General features: G+C 65.3%; 21 protein-coding genes. 13 read left to right on the forward strand and 8 right to left on the reverse strand.

Going from position 1 to position 21,284, the window contains the following annotated elements; translation table 11 throughout:
* Positions 1–91: 91 nt before the first annotated feature.
* The 3 genes from HHA01_RS01615 to HHA01_RS01625 form a co-directional block, all read right to left on the reverse strand.
* On the reverse strand, positions 92–523 hold the full coding sequence (locus tag HHA01_RS01615; RefSeq protein WP_141317361.1) for an OsmC family protein: 432 nt from the start codon (positions 521–523) through the stop codon (positions 92–94).
* A 78-nt stretch (positions 524–601) separates the two neighbouring features.
* Positions 602–1,267 (reverse strand): N-acetylmuramate alpha-1-phosphate uridylyltransferase MurU, encoded by a 666-nt coding sequence (murU, locus tag HHA01_RS01620; protein ID WP_141317362.1) that lies wholly within the window; start codon positions 1,265–1,267, stop codon positions 602–604.
* On the reverse strand, positions 1,264–2,307 hold the full coding sequence (locus HHA01_RS01625; protein ID WP_141317363.1) for an aminoglycoside phosphotransferase family protein: 1,044 nt from the start codon (positions 2,305–2,307) through the stop codon (positions 1,264–1,266). The genes murU and HHA01_RS01625 overlap by 4 nt, the downstream gene beginning before the upstream one ends.
* Before the next feature lie 159 nt (positions 2,308–2,466).
* On the opposite strand from HHA01_RS01625, the gene HHA01_RS01630 reads away from it, so the two are divergent.
* The 8 genes from HHA01_RS01630 to HHA01_RS01665 all read left to right on the forward strand — a co-directional run bounded on the left by HHA01_RS01630 (position 2,467) and on the right by HHA01_RS01665 (position 10,308).
* Entirely contained in the window at positions 2,467–4,920 is a 2,454-nt protein-coding gene (locus HHA01_RS01630; RefSeq protein WP_141317364.1) for an LPS-assembly protein LptD, read from the forward strand.
* 28 nt (positions 4,921–4,948) lie between these two features.
* Positions 4,949–5,590, forward strand: coding sequence for a SurA N-terminal domain-containing protein (locus HHA01_RS01635; RefSeq protein ID WP_141317365.1), 642 nt, complete (start codon positions 4,949–4,951; stop codon positions 5,588–5,590).
* On the forward strand, positions 5,587–6,642 hold the full coding sequence (gene pdxA, locus HHA01_RS01640) for a 4-hydroxythreonine-4-phosphate dehydrogenase PdxA (protein WP_141317366.1): 1,056 nt from the start codon (positions 5,587–5,589) through the stop codon (positions 6,640–6,642). The genes HHA01_RS01635 and pdxA overlap by 4 nt, the downstream gene beginning before the upstream one ends.
* Positions 6,643–6,741: 99 nt before the next feature.
* The gene (rsmA, locus tag HHA01_RS01645; RefSeq protein ID WP_141317367.1) at positions 6,742–7,542 is read left to right on the forward strand and encodes a 16S rRNA (adenine(1518)-N(6)/adenine(1519)-N(6))-dimethyltransferase RsmA; all 801 of its coding nucleotides are present in this window, start codon (positions 6,742–6,744) and stop codon (positions 7,540–7,542) included.
* Positions 7,542–7,931, forward strand: coding sequence for a Co2+/Mg2+ efflux facilitator ApaG/CorD (gene apaG, locus HHA01_RS01650; RefSeq protein WP_141317368.1), 390 nt, complete (start codon positions 7,542–7,544; stop codon positions 7,929–7,931). Before rsmA ends, apaG begins: the two co-directional genes overlap by 1 nt.
* Before the next feature lie 30 nt (positions 7,932–7,961).
* Entirely contained in the window at positions 7,962–8,768 is an 807-nt protein-coding gene (locus tag HHA01_RS01655; protein ID WP_141317369.1) for a symmetrical bis(5'-nucleosyl)-tetraphosphatase, read from the forward strand.
* A gap of 51 nt (positions 8,769–8,819) precedes the next feature.
* Positions 8,820–9,167: a thiosulfate sulfurtransferase GlpE gene (glpE, locus tag HHA01_RS01660; RefSeq protein WP_141317370.1), complete on the forward strand. Its 348-nt coding sequence runs from the start codon at positions 8,820–8,822 to the stop codon at positions 9,165–9,167.
* Entirely contained in the window at positions 9,160–10,308 is a 1,149-nt protein-coding gene (locus HHA01_RS01665; protein ID WP_246053776.1) for a tRNA nucleotidyltransferase/poly(A) polymerase-related protein, read from the forward strand. Before glpE ends, HHA01_RS01665 begins: the two co-directional genes overlap by 8 nt.
* A gap of 11 nt (positions 10,309–10,319) precedes the next feature.
* On the opposite strand, the gene folK is transcribed toward HHA01_RS01665, so the two are convergent.
* Together folK and folB are read right to left on the reverse strand one after the other, a co-directional pair.
* Positions 10,320–10,844 carry a 2-amino-4-hydroxy-6-hydroxymethyldihydropteridine diphosphokinase gene (gene folK / locus HHA01_RS01670; protein WP_141317372.1) on the reverse strand — a complete coding sequence of 175 codons (525 nt, stop codon included), beginning with the start codon at positions 10,842–10,844 and terminating at the stop codon, positions 10,320–10,322.
* Entirely contained in the window at positions 10,841–11,209 is a 369-nt protein-coding gene (gene folB / locus HHA01_RS01675) for a dihydroneopterin aldolase (protein ID WP_141317373.1), read from the reverse strand. Before folB ends, folK begins: the two co-directional genes overlap by 4 nt.
* 150 nt (positions 11,210–11,359) lie before the next feature.
* Between folB and HHA01_RS01680 the strand changes: the two genes are divergently transcribed.
* Positions 11,360–11,935: a glycerol-3-phosphate acyltransferase gene (locus tag HHA01_RS01680; protein WP_246053777.1), complete on the forward strand. Its 576-nt coding sequence runs from the start codon at positions 11,360–11,362 to the stop codon at positions 11,933–11,935.
* 355 nt (positions 11,936–12,290) lie between these two features.
* On the opposite strand, the gene tsaD is transcribed toward HHA01_RS01680, so the two are convergent.
* Positions 12,291–13,319, reverse strand: a complete 1,029-nt coding sequence (gene tsaD, locus HHA01_RS01685; protein ID WP_141317386.1) for a tRNA (adenosine(37)-N6)-threonylcarbamoyltransferase complex transferase subunit TsaD — start codon at positions 13,317–13,319, stop codon at positions 12,291–12,293.
* Positions 13,320–13,553: 234 nt separating this feature from the next.
* Here tsaD and rpsU point away from each other — a divergent pair, with 234 nt between their 5' ends.
* From rpsU to rpoD, 3 genes are all read left to right on the forward strand, one after another.
* Positions 13,554–13,769: a 30S ribosomal protein S21 gene (gene rpsU, locus HHA01_RS01690; protein WP_013333229.1), complete on the forward strand. Its 216-nt coding sequence runs from the start codon at positions 13,554–13,556 to the stop codon at positions 13,767–13,769.
* Positions 13,770–13,962: 193 nt separating this feature from the next.
* Complete coding sequence (gene dnaG, locus HHA01_RS01695; protein ID WP_141317374.1) at positions 13,963–15,789, forward strand: DNA primase; 1,827 nt, start codon at positions 13,963–13,965, stop codon at positions 15,787–15,789.
* A 234-nt stretch (positions 15,790–16,023) separates the two neighbouring features.
* Complete coding sequence (gene rpoD, locus HHA01_RS01700; RefSeq protein WP_141317375.1) at positions 16,024–17,871, forward strand: RNA polymerase sigma factor RpoD; 1,848 nt, start codon at positions 16,024–16,026, stop codon at positions 17,869–17,871.
* Positions 17,872–17,981: 110 nt separating this feature from the next.
* Here the strand turns inward: rpoD and HHA01_RS01705 are convergent, their stop codons facing one another.
* Together HHA01_RS01705 and HHA01_RS01710 are read right to left on the reverse strand one after the other, a co-directional pair.
* Complete coding sequence (locus HHA01_RS01705; RefSeq protein WP_141317376.1) at positions 17,982–18,632, reverse strand: hypothetical protein; 651 nt, start codon at positions 18,630–18,632, stop codon at positions 17,982–17,984.
* A 118-nt stretch (positions 18,633–18,750) separates the two neighbouring features.
* Positions 18,751–19,677, reverse strand: a complete 927-nt coding sequence (locus tag HHA01_RS01710) for a LysR substrate-binding domain-containing protein (protein ID WP_141317377.1) — start codon at positions 19,675–19,677, stop codon at positions 18,751–18,753.
* 198 nt (positions 19,678–19,875) lie between these two features.
* Here HHA01_RS01710 and HHA01_RS01715 point away from each other — a divergent pair, with 198 nt between their 5' ends.
* A complete protein-coding gene (locus tag HHA01_RS01715; protein ID WP_141317378.1) occupies positions 19,876–21,255 on the forward strand; it encodes an L-serine ammonia-lyase in 1,380 nt (459 codons plus the stop codon).
* The last annotated feature ends 29 nt before the right edge of the window (positions 21,256–21,284 follow it).

Raw genomic sequence — 21,284 nt, forward strand, 5'->3', positions numbered from 1 at the left:
TCTTCCTTCTTCCTTCTTCCTTCTTCCTTCTTCCTTCTTCCTTCTTCCTTCTTCCTTCTTCCTTCTTCCTTCTTCCTTCTTCCTTCTTCCCTCAGCTACCTTCCCCGGTCTCGACGATGGTGTAGGAGTGCGTCACGTCGACCCCGCCATTGGCGAGCATGATGGAGGCGCTGCAATACTTCTCGGCGGAGAGTTCCACGGCGCGCTTGACCTGCTTTTCCTTGAGCTGGTGCCCGCTGACGGTGAAGTGAACATGGATCCGGGTGAACACGCTGGGTACGGCGTCGGCGCGCTCGGCTTCTATCTCGGCGACGCAGTCGGATACCGGGGCGCGGGACTTTTCCAGGATCTCCAGCACGTCGAAGGAGGTGCAGGCGCCCATGCCCATCAGGAGCATCTCCATGGGGCGGGGGCCGGTGTTGCGACCGCCGTGGTCGGGCGGGCCGTCGATGACCACGCTGTGGCCGCTTCCGGATTCGGTGACGAACTGGCGACCGTCGGTCCACTTGACGCTGGCTTTCATGAGCGGGGATGTCCTCGTATCGGGTTGAGAGGCGAGCAGCATAGCAGTTGATGCCATGCGACTCAGCCCCGTGATGTGTCAGCCCTGGAGCAGCCGGTCGAGCTCGGCGAGGCGCTCCGGGGTGCCCACGTCGACCCAGTGTCCCGGATGGTGATAGCCGGCGATGCGATCCTCGGCGATGGCCTGACGCAGCAGGGGGGCCAGGGCGAAGGCGCCGGCCGGATGGTCGGCGACCAGGGCAGGGTCGATCTGGGCAATCCCGGCATAGGTCCAGCGCGGCTCGGGGGATTCCCGGACTCGCCCATCGGCCGTCAGGTGGAAGTCGCCGCCTGGATGATGGGGCGGGTTGTCGACCACCACCAGGCGCGCCAGGTCGGAGCCCAGCGAGGGCGGCAGGCGGGCCGGGTTGAGATCGCACCAGACATCGCCATTGACCAGCAGAAAGGGCGCATCGCCCAGCATCGGCAGGGCCTGGCGGATGCCGCCGCCGGTCTCCAGCGGTGAGGCTTCGCGGCTCCAGGTGATCGAGACCCCGTGGGCGCGGCCGTCGCCCAGCGCTTCGATGATCTGTTCGGCACGGTAGCTGACATTGATGACGATATCGCGCATCCCGGCCGCGGCCAGGCGCTCCAGATGGTGGACGATCAAGGGCTTGCCGCCGACCTCCAGCAAGGGCTTGGGGCAGTGGTCGGTGAGCGGGCGCATGCGCGTACCGTATCCCGCCGCGAGAATCATGGCTTTCATGCGACCGACTCCCGGCTGATGCCTTCTGCCTGCAGCCTGTCGAGCATGGCCGGGCGCAGCGTCGTGCTGACCCAGTGGCGGAAATCGGCCAGTTCCGCGCGTGCTTCCAGGGCATCCTCCAGGTGGTTCAGGAAGTGCGGCAGGCGCGCCAGATAGCCGTCACGCTGGTCGCGCAGGGTCAGGCGGACGAAGATGCCGAGCACCTTGAGAGCACGCTGCGCGGCCATGCCGGCCACCCATTGCTGGAAGGTGGCGGCATTCGGGTCGCCCAGGCGGCCGTCGGCGATGGCGCGCTGGCGAAAGGCCTCGACCCAGGCTTGACGGCGCTCGGCCGGGAAGCGGCAGTACCGGCCGTGCAGCAGGGACACCAGGTCATAGCTGATGGGGCCGGCCACGGCGTCCTGGAAGTCGATCAGGTGCAGGGCGTCATCGACGACCATCAGGTTCATGGCGTCGAAGTCGCGGTGGACGGTGACCACGGGCTGGGCCAGGGCGGTCTCGATCAGTTGTCGACGCACCGCCGGCCAGTCGGGCGGGGGCGCCAGCGACAGCCACTCGCCCAGGCACCAGTCGGTGAAAAGGTCGAGTTCCTTGCCCAGCAGTTCGGCGTCATAGCGGGGCAGGCCATCGCTGGCGGCGCGGTTCTGCAGATCATCCAGCAGGCTCAGGGCCGTGTCGTGCCAGGCCAGGGTCGTCGCCTCCTCCGAGCTCTCGAAACAGCATTGCAGCGGTGTGTCGCCCAGATCCTCGAGTTCCACGAAGCCGGCGGCCTGGTCCTCGGCATGGACATGGGGCACCGGCAGCCCGGCCGCGGCCCACTGCCGCGCGATGGCAATGAAGGGGCCGATATCTTCCTTGTCGGGTGGTGCATCCATCAGGATGCGGCGCTGGCCGTCCGCCAGTACGAGACGGAAATAGCGGCGGAAGCTGGCATCATCCGCTGCCAGCTTCAGGTCGAAAGCGTCGGGGGCGAGCCCGTGACGCCGGCTGATCCAGTGGCGGAGGGCGGATTGGCGCGAGGACGCGTCGGCCTCAGACATCTTCACCTCTGTCGTGTTGAGTGTCGGGTGTCCTCAGGTTGACGACCCCGGGGCGTCACCGCATGCTGAGGCCAGTATCCAGGCCGACGGGCACTCTGCGGGACAGCTCGCTGTGTGGCTGTATAATACCGTTTCATTTCACCAAGGACATCGTTGAACATGGGCAATCGATCCTCCAGGACGGCCCTGGCCGGTCTATTGATCTCGAGCTTGCCGGCTGCCCCGCTAGGGGCGGCGCCGCCCGAGTCATTGCCGGCCGAGCAACTGGACTGGCAGCCCTGGGGCGAGGATCGTCCGCGAGGCGCTGTGTGTCGGGGGGTCTACCGCGCGCCGGAATACCGGCTTGCCGAGCCCATGGGCAACCGAGTGGCCACCGAGGCCGATCATGCCGAATATGGCGAGAACGGCAGGACCGTCCTCAGTGGCGAGGTCGTATTGCGTCGACATGACACCCAGTTGGAAGCGCCTCGCATAAGCGTGCCGGCGTCGCGCGAGCGCGTCCAGGTGGAAGGCCCGTTGGCCCTGCGCGATCAGAATGTGCTGGTGCGTGGTAGCGAGGCTTCCTATGCGCTGCAAGGCAAGGCAGCGGACATCGAGGAGGCGCATTACGTCTTTCATGAACAGCGGTTGCGGGGTGATGCCACGCGATTGGCGCGGGTTGCCGAGGGGCGCTATCAACTTACCGAAGCGACCTTCACCACCTGTGAACCCGGCAACAATCTATGGCGGCTCGTTGGCGAGGACATCGAGCTGAACCAGCAAAGTGGTTTTGGCACCGCTCGCCATGCGCGTCTCGAAGTCGGCGACGTGCCGGTCTTTTACTGGCCCTGGATGCGCTTTCCCATCGACGAACGCCGTCAGTCCGGCTTCCTGTGGCCCACGGTGGGGGCATCCGGCGACGGCCTCGATTACGCCCAGCCCTATTACTGGAATATCTCGCCCAACCAGGATGCCACCATCACGCCGCGCCTGATCACGGACCGTGGCCTGCTGCTGGGAGGACAGTATCGCTATCTGCTGCCCTCCGACGCCGGTACCCTCGAGGGGGCCTACATCTTCGATGATCAGCGAGCCGGAGAAGAGGCGTCTGATTATACGCCGCTGGAAAACGGCGATGACCGCTGGTATCTGGACTATCGACATGCCGGGCGCTTCGATGAACGCACGCGTTATCGGCTGCGCTATGGCGCGGCCAGTGATGGGCGCTATTTCGACGACTTCGGTGCCGGTTTCAGCGAACTGGACAAGGGCAGCATGCAGCGCCTGGCGCTACTCGAGTATCGGGGCGAGACCTGGCAGCTGGAGGGCAAGGCCCAGGGCTACCAGGTACTGGAGGACCCGCTGAACCCCAACGACAAGCCGTTCTATCGCCTGCCCAGCCTGACGGCTCGGGCCGACTGGCAGCAGGGCAATTTCTACGAGGAGTGGAACGCCAATGCGACCTACTTCTGGCGTGATCAGATTGGCGACGCTCAGGGGAACTATACCTACAAGGGGCAGCCCCGACAGGTGCCGCTGCGCCAGGCGGCCAATGGCGCACGCTTGCAGCTGACACCGGCAGTCGGCTGGCGCGGCGAGTCCACCTGGGGCTTCTTCGAGCCGCGGCTGCAATTGCACCATACCAGCTATGCGCTGGATTACGGCCAGCGTGACACCCAGCGCGACGAAAGCCTGACACGCACCCTGCCGGTGGTGTCGCTGGATACCGGCGTCATTCTGGAGCGGGCTATCGAGGTCGCGGATAGCGCCTACCGCCAGACTCTCGAGCCCCGCTTCAATTATGCCTTCGTGCCGGGGGAGGACCAGAGCCAGTATCCCGACTTCGACACCACGGAGCGGGCCTTCTCCTGGCAGCAGCTGTGGTCGCCGTATCGTTTCAGTGGCGGGGATCGTGTCGGTGACCTCAATCGTTTCTCGTATGGCGTGAAGACGCGTTTCTTCGAGGACAGCAGCGGTCGCCAGCGTTTCTCCCTGGGAGTCGGTCAGGCGGCCTACTTCGAGGATCGCAATGTCGACATGGACGGCGACTCCGATGACAGCGAGGATGACCGCTATCGCGCCACACGCGACCGCTCTCCCTGGGTCACCCAGCTGGACTGGCAGGTCACGGACCAATGGCGCGCGCGCAGCGAGTGGTTGTATGACGATCAGCGCAGCCGTACCGAGAGTGCCGGGCTGAACGTGCAATACCGGGCCGACGCCGGTCATGTATTGAACCTTGGCTATCGTTGGCAACTCGAAGGGTTCGAACCCACGGAAGATCTCGAGGACACCCGCAACTATGACCGCGAGGAGTTCTCGGCGTCGTTTGCCTACAAGGCCATGGATCGGCTCGATCTGGTCGCCGGAGTACGCTACGACAACACCAACAGCCGGATGCTCGAGCAGTTGGCGGGTGTGCAATGGAATGGCTGCTGCTATGGTCTGCAGCTGGTGTGGCGTGAATGGGTCGACGACGAGAACACGGCCAACACTATCGCGGATGACACGACCGATCGCGGGCTCTTCCTGCGCTTCGCGTTCAAGGGGCTGGGCGGCGTCGGCGGCGCGACCGGGCGCTTCTTCGAGTCGGCGGTGCCCGGATACCGCCCGGCCGACTTCGGTCGCCCCTGATCAATTCATGAGGAAAGGAAGGAACGAAATGCACAGTCGACGTATCGCCACCCTGACACTGGCTCTGTGTCTGGGCATGGCACCCCTGGGAGCCGTGGCGCAGGAAGCCCGCCAGCCGCTGGACCGCATCGTGGCGGTGGTCAACGAGGGTGCCATCATGAACACCCAGCTCGAGGATCGGGTGGCACGCACTCGCTCGCAACTTGAAGCCCAGGGCCAGCAGGTGCCGCCGGACGACGTCCTGCGCGAGCAGGTGCTGGATCGCTTGATCATCGAGGAAATACAGCTGCAGATGGCACGCGAGAACAATCTCAGCGTGGACGATACTGAGCTCAACCGTCAGGTGCGGGCGATTGCCCAGAACAACGGCATGAGTCTCGATGAGTTCGCCGATGCCCTGGAAGCCGATGGTCTGTCGCTGGGCGTGGTGCGTGACCAGGTGCGCCGCGAGCTGCTGATGCGTCAGATCCAGCAGCGACGCGTCGGCAGTCGGGTCAGCATCTCCGACGCCGAGGTGCAGCGCTTCATCGAACAGCAGGGCGGTGGCATGAGTACCGAACAGGCACGTCGGGCGCTCTTCCAGCAGAAAGCCAACAGCGAGATGCAAACCTGGGTCCAGGAGATCCGCTCCCAGGCTTTCGTCGAAGAGCGCCTCGGATCGGGGTCGTGAACACCGGCGACCTTCCGGTCATCGCCCTGACCACCGGCGAGCCGGCGGGGATAGGGCCCGAACTCGCGGTGATGTTGGCCTGCTGCTCGCCACTGTCCGCGCGCGTGGTGGCGGTGGGCGATCCGGCCCTGCTCGCCGAGCGTGCCGCGGCGATCGGTCATGATATCCGCCTGCATGTGTTGGCGCCGAACGACACGCCTCCGGCCCCCGAGGCCGGCGTGCTGCCGGTCTGGCCGGTGGCGCTGCGGGCGCCGTCCGTGCCGGGCAGGCTGGACACTAGCAATGCCGCCTATGTGCTGGAGACCCTGAATCGCGCAGTCGAGGCCTGCCGGGCCGGGGCTGCCGCAGCAATGGTCACGGCGCCACTGCACAAGGGTGTGATCATCGAGGCCGGTCATGGCGACTTTCGTGGCCACACGGAGTATCTGCGCGATGCCTGTGGCGTCGATGACGTCGTCATGATGCTGGCCACCGATTCGGCGCTGCATGCCCGGCACGCCGACTGGCCCGCCGGGCATGCCTTGCGCGTGGCGCTGGCCACGACCCATCTGCCCCTGCGCGATGTGGCCGATGCCGTGACCGCGCCGCGCCTGACGCGTATGCTGAGCATCCTCGATGCCGAATTGCGTCAGCGTTTCGGCCTGCCGTCGCCGCGTATACTGGTCTGCGGTCTCAACCCGCATGCCGGCGAGGATGGCCACCTGGGACATGAAGAGCGCGACATCATCGAGCCGGCCCTCGAGGCCCTGCGTGAGCAGGGTTTGTCCCTGACAGGTCCGCTGCCGGCGGATACCCTGTTCACGCCGCGGCACCTGATGGAGGCGGACGCCGTCCTGGCGATGTATCATGATCAGGGGCTGCCGGTACTCAAGTATGCCGGTTTCGGGCGTGCCGCCAACATCACGCTGGGACTGCCGCTGGTGCGCACCTCCGTGGATCATGGCACGGCACTGGATCTGGCCGGGCGCGGCGCGGCCGACCCCGGGAGCCTGCGAACGGCCGTGGCGCTCGCCATCCAGATGGTTCACGGCGGGGCGAGCTCGCCGCAGTAGGGCAGGGCGCCGTCCGCCACTGGCCTGCCATCGCCGCCCGCGCATCGGTGCACGGCCAGCCCGCTGCAATAGACCATCGCAACACAAGGACTCTCCTGAATGTCATCCCGTCCCACGGGCCATCGCGCACGCAAGCGCTTCGGCCAGAACTTCCTGCGTGACCCCGGTGTCATCTCCCGGCTGGTGCGTTCCATTGCGCCGGGTGCCGGTCAACGCCTGCTGGAAGTCGGCCCCGGCCAGGGGGCGCTGACCGAACCTCTGCTGGAAGCGGCGGGCGGGCAGCTCGAGGTGATCGAGCTGGACCGCGATCTGATTCCCGGGCTGCGTGTCCAGTTTTTCGACAAGCCGGGCTTCGTGATTCACGAAGGTGATGCCCTCAAGTTCGACTTCCGTGCGCTGCAGGGCGATGGCCCGCCGTTGCGAGTCGTCGGCAACCTGCCGTACAACATCTCGACCCCCTTGATCCTGCATCTGCTGCGCGCCGGTGATGCCATCTCGGACATGCATTTCATGCTGCAGAAGGAAGTGGTCGAGCGCCTGGCGGCTGAGCCGGGGGGTGCCGACCGTGGCCGCCTGTCGGTGCTGGCGCAGTACTATTGCCGGGTGGAGTCGTTGTTCACCGTCCCGGCCGAGGCCTTTGTCCCGCAACCCAAGGTGGAATCGGCCATTGTGCGCCTGATGCCGGCCGCCGGGGTGACGGCAAGGGACGAGGAGCTGATGTTCGAGGTGGTCCGCGAGGCCTTTGCCCAGCGCCGCAAGACGCTACGCAACAACCTCAGGGGGCGCCTGTCGGCGGAGGCGCTTACGGCGCTTGGCATCGACCCGGCGCGGCGTCCCCAGACACTGACGGTCGCGGAATTTGTGCGCATCGCCGACCACCTGGTAGAGGAGCCGAATTGATGGATGTCGCGCCCCAGAGCAAAGAAGTGCATGTCGATGTCGAACCGGCCTACTGTGATGATGAGTCATCCCCGGAAGAGAAGCGCTATGTGTTCAGCTACACCATCACGGTGCACAATCATTCCCGACACAGCATGCAGTTGATGGCGCGTCACTGGTCGATCACCCAGAGCAGCGGTCAGGTCCAGGAAGTGCGGGGCAAGGGAGTGGTCGGCCAGCAGCCGATGATCGGCCCCGGTCAGACCTTCCGCTATACCAGCCGGGCGATCCTCGATGGCCCGGTCGGTGTCATGGAAGGGGCCTTCACCTGCGTCGACACCGTAACACAGCGACCCTTCGAGGTGCCGGTGGCGCCCTTCCGGCTGGCCGGACCCAACCAGGTACATTGACGCCCACTATTCATTGTCAGGGGAGTCGGCATGACCACCTATGTCATCGGGGACCTCCAGGGTTGCCACGCCGAATTCGTCGCGCTGCTCGAGCGCCTGTCCTTCGACCCGCGTCGCGACCACTTGTGGCTGGCCGGGGATCTGGTCAATCGCGGGCCGGGGTCACTGGATTGCCTGCGCGAGGCCAGGGCGCTGGGCGAGAGTGCCGATGTAGTGCTGGGCAATCATGACCTTCACCTACTGGCGGTCGCCCGCGGCGGTGCCGGGCTCAAGCGCAAGGATACCCTGGCCCCGATTCTCGAGGCGCCTGATCGCGAGGCGCTGCTGGACTGGTTGCAGAGCTGTCCGCTGCTGTTGCGGCGTGGCAGCACCGTGATGAGCCATGCCGGTCTGCCGCCCCAGTGGGGCATCGAGCAGGCCGCGCGCCTGGCCGGCGAAGTCGAGCACTGCCTGCGCAGCGACCGGGCCGGGGCCTTTCTCGAACGCATGTACGGCAACGAGCCCACCGCCTGGCACGACGCGCTCGAGGGCATCGAACGGCAGCGCGTCATCGTCAATACGCTGACGCGGATGCGCTTCATCGACGCCTGTGGCCGGCTGGACTTTGCCGCCAAGGAAGGGCTGGACACGGCGCCCGAGGGATTTGCCCCCTGGTTCCAGTTCCCGCGTGACGATCAGGCACACCTGCTGTTCGGCCACTGGGCGGCGCTGGAGGGGCGCACCCCGGACAGTCGCGTGCGGGCCGATGCCCTGGATACCGGCTGTGTCTGGGGCGGCAGCCTGACGGCTCTCGACCTCGAGACGGGGCAACGCATCAGCGTGCCCAGCCAGCAATGAACTTTCCCGGGTGACGTCCGACGTCGCACTGCCTGACCTCTGGAGGCTTCCATGACCACGCCGACATTCGAACACCTCAACGTGACCACCCTGGCCGACTGGCTCGAGGCAGCACGCCCGCTGACGCTGGTGGATATCCGCGATCCGGCCAGCTTTGCGGCAGGCCATCTGCCCGACAGCCAGCACCTGGACAACGATGGCGTGCCTGCCTTGCTGGCCGAGGCCGATCGCCGACAGCCGCTGGTGGTGGTCTGCTACCACGGCAATTCCAGTCAGCAGGCAGCGGCCTGGCTCGCCGGGCAAGGGTTCGAGGAGGTCTACAGCCTGGATGGCGGCTTCAGCGACTGGTCGGCCCGTTATCCCGAACGCGTGGCTGAGGGAGCGCCCGGTGGTGGCTGATCGCTATCTCGCCGGGCTCGAGGTCTACCGGGTCGGCGGGGCCGTGCGTGATGCACTCCTGGGCTGGCCGGTCACGGATGTGGACTGGGTAGTGGTCGGCGCCACCCCCGAGGCCATGCAGGAGCGGGGCTTCAAGCCCGTCGGGGTGGACTTTCCGGTCTTCCTGCATCCCGACACCCATGAGGAATTTGCCCTGGCGCGTACCGAGCGCAAGTCCGGGCATGGTTATACCGGCTTCGAGGTGCATGCCAGCCCCGCGGTGACACTCGAGCAGGACCTCGAGCGCCGCGACCTGACGATCAACGCCATGGCCCGGGGCGCGGATGGCAGCCTGGTGGATCCGTTCAACGGCCAGGCAGACCTGGCGGCGCGCGTGCTGCGTCATGTGTCGCCGGCCTTCGTCGAGGACCCGCTGCGCGTGCTGCGCGTCGCGCGTTTCCTGGCCCGCTATGCCGGCCATGGCTTCGTGATTGCCGATGAGACGCGCGCCTTGATGCGCCAACTCGTCGACAGTGGCGAGCTGGCACACCTGGTCGCCGAGCGCGTCTGGGCCGAGACCGAGAAGGCGCTGGGCGAGTCCTGGCCCGAGCACTACTTCACCGCGCTTGATGACTGCGGTGCCCTGGCGGAGCTGATGCCGCAGCTCGCTCACGAAGGGCCGTCCCTGGCGGAGACGCTGGCGCGGCTGCAGCGCTTGCCCGAGGATATCGATCACCTGGATGTCGTCGCCTGGCGCTGGGCGCGCCTGGTCGAGCATCTCGGGGCGCCGGCCAGACGCCAGCTGGCCGAGAGCCTCCGCCTGCCCAGGCGAGTGAGCCGTCTCGCCGATCAGGTGGCCGAGACGCGTGGCCTGATGCATGCGCCCGGCGCGCTCGACGGGCAAAGGACGATGACCTGGCTGGAGCGTATCGATGCCTGGCGACAAGGTGAAGTCGTGGCATCACTGATTGATCTGGTCAGCCTCGAGGATGCCGAACTGGCCGAGGAGCTGGCGCTGGCCTGGCGACTGGCCACGCAGATTCTCCCCCAGAGGCTGGTCGAGGAGGGCTTCAAGGGCAAGGCGCTGGGCGATGAGCTGAGGCGCCGCCGGCGTCGTGCCATCGATGATGCCCTGGGGCGGGCGCCGCGTCATGCTAGATAGTGGCAACGGGCCTAGGCACGGGCGCCCGGGGACAGGTCCACCCCACGCCAGATGAAGGAGGCCGGCCACAGCGGCTGGTCGTCGCAGTCGAGTTGCTGCCAGAGATCCTGGTAGCGCTCACCCTTCACGGGATGCCGGCTTTCCGGCAGCAGCTCGGCCAGCGGCTTGAGCACGAAGGCGTGGTGCAGTATCTCGTCGCGCGGCAGGCTGACGCCATCATGCTCGCCGGTCAGGCCGCCGACATCGAGCAGATCGATGTCGAGGGTGCGGGGGCTGAACTTGGGGCTGTCGGGCAGCCGGCCATTGGCGAATTCCAGTCGCTTGCACCAGGCCTGCAGTTCGCCCACCGTCCAGTCACAGGCGAAGAGGGCGACCAGGTTGTAGAAATTGCGCCCATCCTCGAAGCCTACCGGCTGGCTTTCGTAGACCTGCGACACGCGCAGCTCACCGAAGGTGTCGGCCAGGGCATCCAGGCCGGCACGGACGTGTCGCTCGCGATCGATATTGCTGCCGATGCTGACGCTGACCAGGCTCATGAGGCTGCCTCCTCGCGGGAACCACGTTCGATGCGCACGCCGACCGCGCTGGCTGTGGGTACGGCACCGGGCTTGCGCACGGTCAGGCCCAGCCAGGGGATGTTGAACTCCTCCCGCAGCCGCTCGGCCAGGCGTTCGGCAAAGGTCTCGACGAGTTCGAAGGCCTGGGTGGCAGCGAACTCGGCGATACGCTCACTGATGGCAGCATAATCGAGGGTCTTGTCGATGGCGTCGTCGGCCGCGGCAGGGCGAATGTCCGTGGCCAGCTCCAGGTCCAGCACCAGCGTCTGGGTCATGGTGCGTTCCCAGTCGTAGACGCCGATGACGGTATCGACGCGCAGGGATTCGATCAGTACGAGGTCCATCAGCCTTCCAGGCGCATGTAGCGGTTCGAGCAAGCTCGGTGGTCGGGTCCCTGATTGTACGCGAGGCGAATCGCCGACGACAGCGGCGCGCTGTCGCCGCCGACGACAGGCTGGCAGAATACCGGGTGAATTCATCTTCGAGGCACGGTCGTGCTGGCGACACTCGAAACGACACTGCCCTTGATGGCGCTCGGCTACCTGAGCGGCACCTGGCTGGGCGCCCTGACGGTATGCCGGCTGGCCGGGGTGGGCGATCCGCGCCTGGCGGGTTCGTGTAACCCGGGGTTCTCCAATGTGCTGCGCCTGCATGGCCCCTGGCCGGCGCTGGCGACGCTGTTGGTGGATGTCATCAAGGGCATGCCGGTGCTCGGCCTGGCACTGTTGCTCGGGCTGCCGCCCTGGGCGCAGGGGCTGGTGGGGCTCGGGGTGATGCTGGGGCACAGTTATCCCGTCTGGCACCGCCTGCGCGGCGGCCGCGCGGTGGCCAGCGCCTTCGGCGTCATGCTGGTGCTGACCCCGACGGTGGCCCTGTGCTGTGCGCTGGTGTGGTGTCTGCTGGGCTTGAGCGGCCGGGTCTCGGCGCTGGCTTCCTTGACCAGTGCCGCCCTGGCGCCGTTGCTCACGCTGTGGCTGGCACCGGCCTACAGCGAGGTGGTGATCATCTTCACCCTGCTGGTGTTCACCCGGCATGCGCTCTACCTGCGCCGCTGGCCGGGAGCGCGGTAAGCCGCGCGCTTCGAGCTTCGAGCTCCGGGCTGCGAGCTTCGGGCTGCGAGCAGCAAGTGCCGCGTCCAGACTGTAAGCTTCGGACCGGCTGCCAATCGCTCGTGTCGCGTTTCTCGCGACTCGTTTCCCGCCGCTCGCCGCGAGCTGCGAGTAGCAAGTGTCGGACATGCGCCATAGGCCCCTGGCTGGCTGCCAACCGCTCGTGACTCGTTTCTCGTATCTCGCCAAGAGCTGCGAGCAGCAAGTGCCGCGTCCAGACTGCAAGCTTCGGACCGGCTACCAACCGCTCGTATCTCGTATCTCGCGACTCATGGCTCGTTTCTCGCGACTCGTTTCTCGTCGCTCGCTGCCCCCGTCAGGGCTGCCGGAGTTGCTCCAGTGGCCAGCGGGGGACTGCCTGCATCCGGCCGATCACGTCACGCTCGCCGGCCAGCAGGCGTTGCGCGCCGGCGTAGGCGATCATGGCGCCGTTATCGGTGCAGAAGCGGCCGCGCGGGTAGAAGACCTCGGCGCCGCGCTTGGCGGTTTCGCGTTCCAGGCGTTCACGCAAACGCTGGTTGGCACTGACCCCGCCGGCCACCACCAGGCGAGACAGGCCGGTGGCGTCGAGGGCGCGACGGCACTTGATGGCCAGGGTATCGGCCACGGCCTCCTCGAAGGCGCGCGCCACGTCGGCGCGTGCCTGTTCATCCAGCGCGTCCTGCTGGTCGAGCTGGCGAATGGTGGTCAGGGTGTGGGTCTTGAGGCCCGAGAAGCTGAAGTCCAGCCCGGGGCGATCTGTCATCGGGCGGGGGAAACGCCAGCGCTGCGGATCGCCCGCGGCGGCCAGTCGAGCCACCGCCGGGCCGCCGGGGTAATCCAGGTCGAGCATCTTGGCGGCCTTGTCGAAGGCTTCGCCGGCGGCATCATCCACGGATTCGCCGAGCAGTCGGTACTGGCCGATGCCGCTGACCTCGACCAGCTGAGTGTGCCCGCCCGAGACCAGGAGTGCCACGAAGGGGAACGCCGGCGGGTTGTCCTCGAGCATGGGGGCCAGCAGATGCCCTTCCATGTGATGCACGCCGAGTACCGGAAGGTCGAGGGCGCGGGCCATGCCGTGCGCGGTGCTGGCGCCGACCATCAGGGCGCCGACCAGGCCGGGGCCGGCGGTATAGGCGATGGCATCGAGGCCTTGGCGGCGAATGCCGGCTTCGTCGAGGACTCGCTGGATCAAGGGCAGGAGCCGCCGGGTATGGTCCCGCGAGGCCAGCTCCGGCACCACGCCGCCGTATTCGGCGTGCATGGCGACCTGGCTGTGCAAGGCGTCTGACAGCAGGCCTTGCTCGGTGTCGAAGAGGGCGACGCCGGTTTCGTCGCAGGATGTCTCGATGCCCAGTACGCGCATGGTCATGACCCGATGAGTCGCAAATGGCGGTATTCTACGCGTTTGCGGGTCGCAACGGCAGGGCCGGTGGAGAAAACGGATTGCATGACGCCATGACGACGACTAGAATATTGTGCGCTGTAAGACTGGGTCGTGCGCCCGGGGCTTGCCTTGCATTGACAAGGCGATAGCGGATGAACGCCCCAAGGCGTGCGTTCTAACCGAACTCAAGTTTTTAAGGTAGGTGAGTGCTTAATGCCTTCTGTCAAAGTACGCGATAACGAGCCGTTTGACGTCGCACTGCGTCGCTTCAAGCGTTCCTGTGAAAAAGCCGGTGTCCTCTCCGAGGTTCGCCGTCGCGAGCAGTACGAGAAGCCGACTGCAGAGCGCAAGCGCAAGGCGGCAGCCGCCGTTAAGCGTCATGCCAAGAAGCTGCAGCGCGAGCGCAAGCGTTTCGAACGGCTCTATTGATCCGTACTTGAGGCGACGCCCCGCGTCGTCTTGGGAGGATGCCAAGCGGCCGCCGTCAGGTGGCCGCTTGTTTTTGCGCCTTCCCGCTTGCCCGGCGCATGCCCGCGAACGGTATCGGCGGGCAGGGGGCGCTCCTTGTCATGGCGGGTTGCCGTGGCGTGTTTCCTGTTTTTCCGTTTTCGGGATTGCCTGAATGGCCGGACAGATTCCGCAACGCTTCATCGATGACCTGCTGGCGCGCACGGATGTGGTCGATATCGTGTCCGAGCGCGTGAAGCTCAAGAAGGCGGGGCGCAACCATTCCGGGCTGTGCCCCTTTCATCAGGAGAAGTCGCCGTCGTTTACCGTCAGCGCCGACAAGCAGTTCTATCACTGCTTCGGCTGCGGTGCGCACGGCAATGCCTTGCGTTTCCTGATGGAGTACGACCGCCTGGCCTTCCCCGAGGCCGTCGAGCAGTTGGCCGGCCGGCTGGGGCTTGAGGTGCCGCGGGAGGGCGATGATGATCCTCGCCAGCAGGTGCGCGAACGCAAGCGCAAGGAGGGCGTCAACCTGCTGGAGCTGGCGGCGAGCTTTTTCCGCGAACGCATGAAGATGCCCGAGGGCGAGTCGGCCAGGGCCTACCTCGAACAGCGTGGCCTGTCGGCGGAAGTGGTCCGGGATTTCGGTATCGGCTTCGCGCCGGCCCAGTGGGAAGCCATGCGCCACCACCTGGGCGGGCATGGCATCAGCGAGGCGGTGCAGATCGAGTATGGCCTGCTGGTGCATCGGGAAGACAGCGGCCGCATGTATGACCGTTTCCGCGATCGGGTGATGTTTCCGATCCGCGATATGCGCGGGCGCACCGTGGCATTCGGCGGCCGGGTGCTGGGCGACGCCAAGCCCAAGTACCTCAACTCGCCGGAAACCCCGGTGTTTCACAAGGGTCGCGAGCTGTATGGCCTGTATGAGGCGCGGCAGGCCAATTCACGCCTCGAGCGCGTGGTCATCGTCGAGGGCTACATGGACGTCGTGGCCCTGGCGCAGTTCGGCATTCGCAATGCCGTGGCCACCCTGGGGACGGCCACCACCGAGGATCACCTGTCGCGGCTGTTTCGCGTCGTGGATGAGGTGGTGTTCTGCTTCGATGGCGATCGCGCCGGCCGGCAGGCGGCCGACCGTGCCCTGCGCACGGCGCTGCCGATGATGATCGACGGCCGGCAGGCGCGCTTCCTGTTCCTGCCCGAGGGCGAGGACCCGGATACCCTGGTGCGCCGCGAGGGTGCCGATGCCTTTGAGGATCGGGTTACCTGTGCCAGCCCGCTCTCCGAATTTCTCTTCGATCAGGCGGCCCAGGGGCGGGATCTCGGGCAGATCGAGGAGCGTGAGCGTTATGCCAGCCAGGTGCTCGAGGCCATCGGCCAGTTGCCCGAGGGCATGCTGAAATCGCTGTTGCTGACGGAACTCTCGCGCCGTACCGGCGTCGACCAGTCAAGCTTCGAGTCGATGATGATGCGCCATGCCGGCGCGGCCCAGGAAGCGCCGATGGAAACGGCCGCGCCCGTGCCGCCCGGCGAAGCGGGGCCCGTACCGAGCGAGGCGGTCGGGCAGGCTCAGGGCGGTTCCCTGGGGCTGATGGCCCGGGCCCTGCAGTTGCTGGTGCACGAGCCGGGGCTGGCCGAACGCCTGCCCGACAATGATGACTGGTGTGACCAGGAGCAATCGGATGCGCAGCTGTGCCGTCAGGTGGTGCGGCTGCTCAAGGCGGGCGGGTATCGCAGCCCGCAGGTGCTGCTGGCGCATTTTCACGGTACGCCCGAAGGAGAGCGGCTGGCCGAGCTGGCGCGTCGCGAGCCGCTGGTGCCCAAGGGCGTGCGGGGAGCGGAGCTGGATAACTGGGTGGCGTATTTTCAGCGCCATCGCCGCCAGCGTTCGCCACAGGAGGAATATGATGCGCTGCTGGCGCGCAGCCGAACCGGGGAAACGCTGTCCCAGCAGGAGCGCAAGCGGCTCAGCGAGCTATTGATGGAGCTCAAGGGGTGAGAAGGGCCGCGGCCAGGAAAAGTGGCGCATGGGTTGAAATCTCTCCTACCATCACCATATTCAGTTGCGACCGAAAGCAACGTAACCGGACAAACTATCACACCTGAATGACCGCGCAAATACATTGTACTGGCAAAACAGGGCGCTTAACCGCTATACTGTACGGCTTATCGTATTTTGTCACCGCCTCAGTGCTTCAGGTGCTTCATTCTTCTTCGTCGAGATAGGGTTTCTATGGCTGGAAATGCGCAGCAGCAGTCACGTCTGAAGGAGTTGATCGCGCGCGGCAAGGAACAGGGTTTCCTGACCTATGCCGAGGTCAACGACCATCTACCCGAGGATATCGCCGACCCGGATCAGGTGGAAGACATAATCGGCATGATCAACGACATGGGGATCAATGTCGTCGAGGAAGCTCCCGACGAAGATACCCTGATGATGTCCGATCAATCCACCGACGAGTCGGCGGCCGAAGAGGCTGTGGCGGCATTGGCTGCGGTGGAAAGCGATGTCGGTCGCACTACCGACCCGGTCCGCATGTACATGCGTGAAATGGGGACAGTGGAGCTGCTGACTCGCGAAGGCGAGATCGAGATCGCCAAGCGGATCGAAGAGGGGACCCGCGAGGTCATGATGGCGCTGGCGTATCTGCCCGGTGCCGTGGACTCCATCCTTGAGGTCTACGACGGCACCCAGGATGAAGAGGCGCCGGGCCGGCTGTCCGATCTGTTTTCCGGCTTCATCGACCCCGACGAAGGAATCCCCGGCGTCGCCGAGGCGGAAGCACCGGCGTCCGTGCCCGAACAGGGTGCTGCGGCCGGCGAGGCCGAGGACGAGGACGCTGAAGCCGAGGAAGAAGAGTCCGGCGGTGGTCCCGATCCCGAAGAAGCCAGGGCTCGTTTCGAGCAGATTCGTGAACAGAATGAAGCGGCCCGGCGTGCCATCGAGGCGCATGGTCGCGGGTCCAAGCAGGCTCAAGACGCGCTGGCGCGGCTGGCCGAGCTGTTCTCGCCGATCAAGCTGGTGCCGAAGCACTTCGAGCGTCTGGTCGGTCAGGTGCGTATCAGCGTCGAGCAGGTCCGCGCCCAGGAAAAGGCCATCATGCAGCTGTGCGTGAAGAAGGCCAAGATGCCGCGCAAGACCTTCATCAAGTCGTTCCCGGGCAACGAGTCCAATCAGGAATGGCTCGATGCCTTCATGGCCGACAACGGCAAGTACTCGACGCGCCTCGAGCCCCTCAAGGGCGAGATCCAGCGCTCGCAGCGCAAGATCGCCTTCGAGGAAGAAATGGTGGCGCTGGCGGTGACGGACCTCAAGGAAGTCAATCGCAAGCTGTCCATCGGCGAAGCCAAGGCGCGCCGGGCCAAGAAGGAGATGGTCGAGGCCAACCTGCGCCTGGTGATCTCGATCGCCAAGAAGTACACCAACCGTGGTCTGCAGTTCCTGGACCTGATCCAGGAAGGCAACATCGGCCTGATGAAGGCGGTGGACAAGTTCGAATACCGTCGTGGCTACAAGTTCTCGACCTATGCCACCTGGTGGATTCGTCAGGCCATCACGCGCTCCATCGCCGACCAGGCGCGGACCATCCGCATCCCGGTCCACATGATCGAGACCATCAACAAGCTCAATCGTGTGTCGCGTCAGATGCTCCAGGAAATGGGGCGTGAACCGACCCCCGAGGAACTGGGCGAGCGCCTCGAGATGCCGGAAGACAAGGTGCGCAAGGTGCTGAAGATCGCCAAGGAGCCGATCTCCATGGAGACGCCGATCGGTGACGATGATGACTCCCATCTGGGGGACTTCATCGAGGACGGCACCATGGTGCTGCCGATCGACTCGGCCACCGGCGAGGGCCTGATCGAGGCCACCCGCAATGTGCTGGGCGGCCTGACGGCACGCGAGGCCAAGGTGCTGCGCATGCGCTTCGGTATCGACATGAACACCGACCACACCCTCGAGGAAGTCGGCAAGCAGTTCGATGTCACGCGCGAGCGGATCCGTCAGATCGAGGCCAAGGCGCTGCGCAAGCTGCGTCACCCGTCGCGCTCCGAGCCCCTGCGCTCCTTCCTCGACGAATAGGCGAGCGGGAGTGCGGCTCCCTTGACCGGGACCACGACGAAAAACGCCCACGGATCTCCGGATCTCCGTGGGCGTTTTCTTGTGCGGGCCGTGCAGCGTCGCTCAGGTTCTCATGTGGTGGCTCCGCCTGCGGCCTTGACCCGGCGTCGAATCAGCAGCAGCAACTCCACTATGGCCAGTACCATCAGGGTATAGCCGAACATCTCGCTGACTTCCTCGGCGGCATTCTTGAACACGCGCACGTAGCCCTCGGCCAGCATGGCCTGCCAGAGTTCGCCGCGGCCGAAGAGGCGCGAAAACACATAGGTGGTCAGAAAGCCGGCGGCGAACAGGCCGAAGGCGAAGGTGCCGCTGCAGCTCGCCATTTCGTCGACAAAGGCGCGACGGCGGCGGATCACCACCGTCAGCAGGGGCACTGCCAGCAAGGTGACCAGCGCCTGCCAGGCGCCATCGAAGACAAACTGGTCCAGCCACTTGTCCTGCTCGCGGATCAGGGAGGCGCCGAAGAGGCCGGCGAGCAGCAGCATGACATGCTCGAGCTGGCGATAGCGGAAACGCGTGTAAAGAGCGAGGCCGGTGGCCAGGACAAGCAACGATGTCTGGGTGAATTCGGTGAAGCCGAGTTCGGAGAACTCCTGCTCGATGGGGCGCTGGGCTTCCATCATCACGCCCTCCATGAGAGCGGCGATCAGCAGGATGTAGGCCACGGCCCGCAGGCATAGCTGGCGAAAGTCGATGCGGTCGGGGGTGGTTGTGGGCATGCAGTTGTCTCGCGGCATGGTGAATAAGGCCGCGATATTATACGCATCTTAATTTTTTCCGCCTACTATTGGCTGCCAGCGCCTCGACGGTATGTGTCGGGCCGCCGGCACCCGACGATCAACGGCCTCTGTGCGGGCGCTGTGCCTCCTCGACCAGCCAGTCATGCACGGCCCTGACGCGCCGGTCATCCAGCGCGCCGGCCGAATAGACGATTCCATAGTGCATGCCGGTGGCGACTCTCTGGTCGAGGGGCGCGATCAGGGTGCCGGTATCCAGTTCGTCGGTGATCAGGGTCTGACGAGCGATGGCCACGCCCATGCCGGCGATGGCCGCCTCCATGGTCAGGTGGTTGCGGTTGAAGGTATAGCCGCGCTGCACGTTGAGATAAGGGGCCTCGATCGCCGCGAGATAGTGTTCCCATTCGCCATAGTCGCGGCTGCCGCGCCAGGCGGTCACGTCGTGGAGCAGCGGATACCAGGACAGGTCCTCGGGCCGCCGCAGGGGAGGGCGGCCGCGTAACAGAGAGGGCGAGCAGACCGGAAAGATCGTTTCTTCCAGCAAGGGGGTGATGGTCAAGCCGGGGGTCTGGCCATCATTGAGATCCAGTGCCAGATCGAAATCGCCCTCGCGCAGCGAGGTGCTGCTGTCCTCGGAGGTGATGTGCAGCTCGATGTCGGGAAAGCGGGCCTGCAAGCGAGGCAGCCGGGGCATCAGCCACTTGTTGAGGAAGGAAGGAATGCTGCGCAGCCGGATGATGCCGCTCATTACACCACTGCGCAGCCGCTTCACTTCCAGGCCGACCGACTGGTAGGCCTCATCGACCACGCTGGCCAGTCGTCGTCCTTCTTCGGTCAGGGTCAGGCGTCGCGGCAGGCGCTGGAACAGCTTGAATCCCAGACGCTCTTCCAGTTGCTTGATCTGCTGGCTGACCGCGCCGGTCGTTACGTGCAGCTCCTCGGCTGCCCGCGTGAACGACAGGTGATGGGCGCTGACGGCAAAGACCTTCAGCCAGGCGTGGGTCTGGGAGTTGAGAAGGCGACTCATGGTTTAGTCATACTATACTGAAAGCAAGATATTCTGGATTGTGCATCGCGGAATCTGGGCCCAACATAAGGGTTAATCAAGATAAACGCCAGCTGGCTTTAGTCTGACTGACATTAGAGTCGTCGGCTCGAGCCTCCATGCCGCTGGCACGATGACCCTGACGACCGGTGTTGCCGGTCCGGCAATGAGGCACCCATCATGGCGATTAGCGTCTTTGACCTGTTCAAGATCGGCATTGGGCCGTCGAGCTCCCACACGGTCGGCCCCATGCGCGCGGCTCATGACTTCGTTCAGGAGCTGCGCACGCGGGATCTGCTGGAGCGCGTGGCGCGTGTCGAGATACACCTGCACGGCTCCCTGTCGTCCACCGGCAAGGGGCATGGCACCGACCGTGCCACCATCATGGGCCTGATGGGCGAGAAGCCGGAAACCATCGACCCGGCCATCGTTTCCCCCAATATCGAGGAGCTGTTGGAGTCCCAGTCGCTGCTGCTCGATGGGCGCCTGGCGATTCCCTTCGTCTGGACGCGGGATCTGCAGTGGCATGACGAGAGCCTGCCCTACCATCCCAACGCCATGACCCTGGTGGCTCACGGCCATGCCGACGAGTTCTACCGTAATGTCTTCTATTCGGTGGGCGGCGGTTTCGTGGTCGACCAGGGGCAGGTCGATCGCGATGAACTGGATGCCGACTCCACCACGCTACCCTATGATTTCAACAGTGCCGGTGAGTTGCTGGCGTTGTGTCGCCTGCACGACATGCGCATCAGCGAACTGATGATGGAAAACGAAAAGGTCTGGCGCGACGAGGCGGAGATCCGGGCCGGCCTGTGGCGGATCTGGGAAGCCATGCAGGAGTGCGTCAATCAGGGCTTCAGCAACGAAGGCGTGCTGCCCGGCGGGCTCGACGTCAAGCGGCGTGCGGCGGCGCTGCATCGGCGCCTGGAGGCCCTGGAAGACGACACCAGCCTGATCACTTCCACCTTCTCCGCCATGGACTGGGTCAATGTGTTTGCCCTGGCGGTCAACGAGGAAAACGCCGCCGGCGGGCGCATGGTCACGGCGCCGACCAATGGCGCGGCCGGCATCATTCCGGCGGTGCTGCACTATTACATGCGCTTCCAGCATGATGCCTGCGAGCGCAATGTGGTGGACTTCCTGCTGGCGGCCGGCGCCATCGGCATCCTGTGCAAGAAGAATGCCTCCATCTCGGGTGCCGAGGTCGGTTGCCAGGGTGAGGTGGGCTCTGCCTGTGCCATGGCCGCCGCCGGCCTGACCGAGGTCATGGGCGGCAGTATCGGTCAGGTCGAGAATGCCGCCGAAATCGGCCTGGAACACAATCTGGGGCTGACCTGCGACCCGGTCGGCGGACTGGTTCAGGTGCCGTGTATCGAGCGCAATGCCATCGCTTCGGTCAAGGCGATCAACGCCACCCAGATGGCTCTGCGCGGCGATGGCGAGCACTTCATCTCGCTCGACAAGGCCATCCGCACCATGCGCGATACGGGGGCCGACATGCAGGAGAAGTACAAGGAAACCTCCAAGGGAGGCCTGGCCGTCAATGCCATCGAATGCTGATATCCCTTCTCTCTCTCGGACCGGTTAGC

Origin of the sequence: Halomonas halmophila, assembly GCF_006540005.1 — a bacterium.
Classification (GTDB): Bacteria; Pseudomonadota; Gammaproteobacteria; order Pseudomonadales; family Halomonadaceae; genus Halomonas; species Halomonas halmophila.

Bases quoted from the DNA above. Each gene is read 5' to 3' on its own strand.
- HHA01_RS01615 (WP_141317361.1), bottom strand. From the start codon at position 523: ATGAAAGCCAGCGTCAAGTGGACCGACGGTCGCCAGTTCGTCACCGAA.
- murU (WP_141317362.1), bottom strand. From the start codon at position 1,267: ATGAAAGCCATGATTCTCGCGGCGGGATACGGTACGCGCATGCGCCCG.
- HHA01_RS01625 (WP_141317363.1), bottom strand. From the start codon at position 2,307: ATGTCTGAGGCCGACGCGTCCTCGCGCCAATCCGCCCTCCGCCACTGG.
- HHA01_RS01630 (WP_141317364.1), top strand. From the start codon at position 2,467: ATGGGCAATCGATCCTCCAGGACGGCCCTGGCCGGTCTATTGATCTCG.
- HHA01_RS01635 (WP_141317365.1), top strand. From the start codon at position 4,949: ATGCACAGTCGACGTATCGCCACCCTGACACTGGCTCTGTGTCTGGGC.
- rsmA (WP_141317367.1), top strand. From the start codon at position 6,742: ATGTCATCCCGTCCCACGGGCCATCGCGCACGCAAGCGCTTCGGCCAG.
- apaG (WP_141317368.1), top strand. From the start codon at position 7,542: ATGGATGTCGCGCCCCAGAGCAAAGAAGTGCATGTCGATGTCGAACCG.
- HHA01_RS01655 (WP_141317369.1), top strand. From the start codon at position 7,962: ATGACCACCTATGTCATCGGGGACCTCCAGGGTTGCCACGCCGAATTC.
- glpE (WP_141317370.1), top strand. From the start codon at position 8,820: ATGACCACGCCGACATTCGAACACCTCAACGTGACCACCCTGGCCGAC.
- folK (WP_141317372.1), bottom strand. From the start codon at position 10,844: ATGAGCCTGGTCAGCGTCAGCATCGGCAGCAATATCGATCGCGAGCGA.
- folB (WP_141317373.1), bottom strand. From the start codon at position 11,209: ATGGACCTCGTACTGATCGAATCCCTGCGCGTCGATACCGTCATCGGC.
- tsaD (WP_141317386.1), bottom strand. From the start codon at position 13,319: ATGCGCGTACTGGGCATCGAGACATCCTGCGACGAAACCGGCGTCGCC.
- rpsU (WP_013333229.1), top strand. From the start codon at position 13,554: ATGCCTTCTGTCAAAGTACGCGATAACGAGCCGTTTGACGTCGCACTG.
- dnaG (WP_141317374.1), top strand. From the start codon at position 13,963: ATGGCCGGACAGATTCCGCAACGCTTCATCGATGACCTGCTGGCGCGC.
- rpoD (WP_141317375.1), top strand. From the start codon at position 16,024: ATGGCTGGAAATGCGCAGCAGCAGTCACGTCTGAAGGAGTTGATCGCG.
- HHA01_RS01705 (WP_141317376.1), bottom strand. From the start codon at position 18,632: ATGCCCACAACCACCCCCGACCGCATCGACTTTCGCCAGCTATGCCTG.
- HHA01_RS01710 (WP_141317377.1), bottom strand. From the start codon at position 19,677: ATGAGTCGCCTTCTCAACTCCCAGACCCACGCCTGGCTGAAGGTCTTT.
- HHA01_RS01715 (WP_141317378.1), top strand. From the start codon at position 19,876: ATGGCGATTAGCGTCTTTGACCTGTTCAAGATCGGCATTGGGCCGTCG.